This window comes from Helicobacter sp. UBA3407, from assembly GCF_949747025.1.
Lineage (GTDB): Bacteria > Campylobacterota > Campylobacteria > Campylobacterales > Helicobacteraceae > Helicobacter_D > Helicobacter_D ganmani.
Genome location: NZ_CATKCB010000193.1, coordinates 1 through 3,357, shown reverse-complemented (window position 1 = coordinate 3,357; position 3,357 = coordinate 1). Strand labels below are relative to the sequence as shown.

Below are 3,357 nucleotides of genomic sequence, written 5' to 3'. Positions count from 1 at the left end.
ATTGGTTCGCTCGTAAGGACAGCAGAAAGTCATCTTTATGTTATGCCTTTGGGCGGAATGCTTTGATAATCTTTTCATCTGTTTCAAGGTAACTTGCACCGATTAAATCAAGACAATAGGGAATCGCAGGAAAAACTGCGTCTAGGCATTCGCGGATAGATTTTGGTTTGCCGGGCAGATTGACGATTAGGCTTTTACCCCGCACACCTGCGCTTTGACGCGAAAGAATAGCGGTTGGGACATATTTTAAACTTACTTGGCGCATTAACTCACCGAATCCCGGAAGTATTTTTTGGCAAACTGCCTCTGTGGCTTCCGGTGTTACATCACGTGGTGCTGGTCCTGTCCCACCTGTTGTTATAATCAAATCACAAAATTCCCTATCGGCTAGTTCTATTAGATTATGCTTAATCTCCTCCAAATCGTCCCCAATCACACGATAAACACATTCAAATGGCGTGATTAAGTATTGCTCCAAAGTTTCCTTAATTGCTTTGCCTGATATATCCTCATAGATTCCCGCACTTGCTCTATCGGATAGGGTTAAAATACCGATTTTTGCTTTTTGTTTTGTTGTCTCTATCATTTAAGATTCCTTTATGTTTATATCAATCCATTCTAAAATTTCTAAGGTATTATTCAGATTTAAAAGGGGTAGGGCGTAGGATTCTAGGTTAGGAATACTAGAATCTGTCGCAATGGCTTGAATATAAGGCAGGAATCGCGTATCAAAGGAATCTCTAGCAACACAGATTCTAGGAAAGGGCAATGTTTTTAAGCCCTCTACAAAAAGATAATCATAATCTACAAATTGTCCCACAAGGGATTTTATGCTTAAGGCTTTGTGGAATCGCAAGGTACTTTGCGTTGCCCCTAAAATTGCGACATCAGCACCCGTTTGGTAAAAACGTGCAGAATCCTTGCCCTCAACATCAAACATTGCCTTATCCTTTGGGTCGTGTTTGATGATTCCTACGCGTTTATTTTGCGTCTTTAGGTGCAGGGATAACTTCTCAATAAGGGTTGTTTTGCCGCTATTGGAATTTCCTGTAAATGCGACTATTTTCATTTTTAGCTTAGGATTCCGCTATGGGGTAGTCTATGACTGCGCTCTTTTGCGTAGATTCTTTGTCCATTTTTCAAATCATATTTCCAAATAGGAGCACGATGTTTGAAATCCTCAATGAAATCTCCAAAAATCTCTAACGTTGCGCGTCTTTGTGGGCTAAAAATCCCAGCCATATAGGAACTTTGGTGGTTTAAAACATCGCCTTTAGAATGCGCCATTCTAAGCAAAACTTCGCTTTCAAGGGCTTTTTTCACCCAGCCCAAGAACCATTGTTCTAGCAGTGGAAGATAAATATCAAAACTTAAGCCCTCGTAGCTATTTTCTGCGCGCACGATTCCGGTAAAAATTGCATTAGCTCCCAAATTGGCTTGTGCGCTTAGAGTAATCCAATCTTTATAAATTGCCGCAGTGTCCAATGCGCCTTCAAAAATTTCTAATCCATCAATTTGGGTTTGCATTTATCCACCACAAACGGGAGGCAATAACACGATTTTATCGCCCTTTTTAATCGGGGTGTCCAATGAGGTAACGATTTCGTTATTTAAGGCAATGGCGCAATCTTTTAGCCAATCTTTTAAGTCTGGAATCACTTGTAATTCTTGTTTTAATTCGTGAAAGTCTTTTGCTTGGCTCTTGAAAGTCTTATTGCCAAGAGGTCCTAAAAATTCAACTTCTATCATTCATTGCCTTGTTTTATAATAAATCTATACGTTCTTCTTGTATCTTGTAGGGAGCTATTTCATTAGGTTTTGGTTTTACTTCATCTCTTGGATAAAATTTGCCCGGATTTGCTCCGCTAGATTTTACACTTGGAGTTTTATTGACAGAAAGAATCTTGCCTGTTTTTCCATCTACAAAAAACATAGAATCTTGAGGGTATTTTTGCATTTCTCTTTGCAAGGTTTCATCAAAAGGTGTGAGTGGGGGGACTTTAACGATGACTTTTGGTTCAGTAGCGGGGCTAGTGGCTTGCACGAAATTGTCCGCATTTGCAAGTGTGCTAATACAAAAAGTAGCGAGTAGGAATCTCAAAATTGATTTCATAGATTTTCCTTAAAATTTAAATTTAGCTATAATTTTATAACATTTAAACAATAAAGTAAAGGAGATTTTCAATGTTAGAAGTGGTTGCGACACAAAATGCGCCCCAAGCCATTGGTCCTTATTCTCAAGCAATCAAGGCGCAAGGAATTATTTATACTTCAGGACAAATCGGATTGACTCCGCAGGGAGCATTGGTTGAGGGGATTGAGGCGCAGACGAGGCAAGTGCTTAGTAATCTTAGTGAGGTTTTAAAAGCAGGTGGAAGTAGTTTGCAAAATGTTGTAAAGACTACGATTTTTTTAAACAATATGGACGATTTTGTGCTTGTGAATGCAATCTATGCGGAATTTTTCGGGGAGCATAAACCCGCTAGAAGCACGGTAGCAGTGAAAGCATTGCCCAAAGGTGCTTTGGTAGAGATTGAGTGTATTGCACTAACGGGATAAATAAGGAAATCCACCGCATCCTTGCGCCCATTTCTGTCATTGCGAGGAGTGTAACGATAAAGCAATCCATAATCTAAAATCTTGCTAATGGTTTTACGATTCCATTGTTTATTTACTTTTGGTTTAGATTGTGGATTGCCACGCAAGTTTTTAAACTTGCTCGCAATGACGCGGTGGATTTCATTTTAGAATCTCTACTAAGCAAATTTTGCAATGGTAGAGAAAAAATTATTCATTGCATTGTGCTAATGAGCAAATATATTCAAATTGTTCTTTTGTCGTGGTGAAAAATGTCCCATAGAATAAATTGCTTTTATTCGCAGTAAAAGGCGAATATTTATCGGCGTTAAAATCAAAAATCCGCTGATAATGTTTATCTTGTGTTAATGTTATCTAAAGGCACTCTAGTTTTGCGCTTAAATGCAAGCTTCATTTTTGCTATTTGCCTCAAATTTCTCGCTTACCTCAAGTTCTGCCGTGAATCTATGCGCTGAAGTTTGATAGCATAGTACTCTATCGCCATCCTCGCCATTTTTCCACCATTCCCACTCTGCATTATATTCCTCCTGCCAATCCTCATCATATTTCTTGCATACACATATCCAATATTTCATTACTGCTCCTTATTGGGCGAAATTTAAAATTTACAATCGCAATATTACGGCATATTTTCTTAAATTATTAATTTATATACGAAATATTATCGTAATTTGAAATCAAGAGAAAGCTTTATTTAATTCGCCCTAGAAATACAGAGAATAGCAGTAAATCAAGCATTAAATGTAGATTAAGGAATCT

The 3,357-nt window shown here is 38.2% G+C and carries 8 protein-coding genes; 2 read left to right on the top strand and 6 right to left on the bottom strand.

The features are described 5' to 3' along the window. Window positions 1-40 precede the first annotated feature (40 nt). From mog to Q1553_RS07115, 5 genes are read right to left on the bottom strand one after another with little or no spacing between them, the layout of a single operon-like run. Window positions 41-586 carry a molybdopterin adenylyltransferase gene (mog, locus tag Q1553_RS07135; protein WP_115551070.1) on the bottom strand — a complete coding sequence of 182 codons (546 nt, stop codon included), beginning with the start codon at window positions 584-586 and terminating at the stop codon, window positions 41-43. Continuing rightward, the gene (gene mobB, locus Q1553_RS07130; RefSeq protein WP_115551069.1) at window positions 587-1,069 is read right to left on the bottom strand and encodes a molybdopterin-guanine dinucleotide biosynthesis protein B; all 483 of its coding nucleotides are present in this window, start codon (window positions 1,067-1,069) and stop codon (window positions 587-589) included. It abuts the gene before it with no gap. A 2-nt stretch (window positions 1,070-1,071) separates the two neighbouring features. After that, window positions 1,072-1,527: a molybdenum cofactor biosynthesis protein MoaE gene (locus Q1553_RS07125; protein WP_115551068.1), complete on the bottom strand. Its 456-nt coding sequence runs from the start codon at window positions 1,525-1,527 to the stop codon at window positions 1,072-1,074. Then, window positions 1,528-1,749, bottom strand: a complete 222-nt coding sequence (locus Q1553_RS07120; protein ID WP_299384663.1) for a MoaD/ThiS family protein — start codon at window positions 1,747-1,749, stop codon at window positions 1,528-1,530. A 13-nt stretch (window positions 1,750-1,762) separates the two neighbouring features. Then, window positions 1,763-2,113, bottom strand: a complete 351-nt coding sequence (locus Q1553_RS07115; RefSeq protein WP_115551066.1) for a hypothetical protein — start codon at window positions 2,111-2,113, stop codon at window positions 1,763-1,765. Window positions 2,114-2,184: 71 nt separating this feature from the next. Between Q1553_RS07115 and Q1553_RS07110 the strand changes: the two genes are divergently transcribed. Both Q1553_RS07110 and Q1553_RS07105 read left to right on the top strand, forming a co-directional pair. Further along, window positions 2,185-2,559, top strand: coding sequence for a RidA family protein (locus Q1553_RS07110; RefSeq protein WP_115551065.1), 375 nt, complete (start codon window positions 2,185-2,187; stop codon window positions 2,557-2,559). Between the two features lie 104 nt (window positions 2,560-2,663). Further along, a complete protein-coding gene (locus Q1553_RS07105; RefSeq protein WP_297570856.1) occupies window positions 2,664-2,846 on the top strand; it encodes a hypothetical protein in 183 nt (60 codons plus the stop codon). Window positions 2,847-2,975: 129 nt separating this feature from the next. Here Q1553_RS07105 and Q1553_RS07100 read toward each other — a convergent pair whose 3' ends face one another. Continuing rightward, entirely contained in the window at window positions 2,976-3,173 is a 198-nt protein-coding gene (locus Q1553_RS07100; protein WP_115551064.1) for a hypothetical protein, read from the bottom strand. Window positions 3,174-3,357 lie beyond the last annotated feature (184 nt).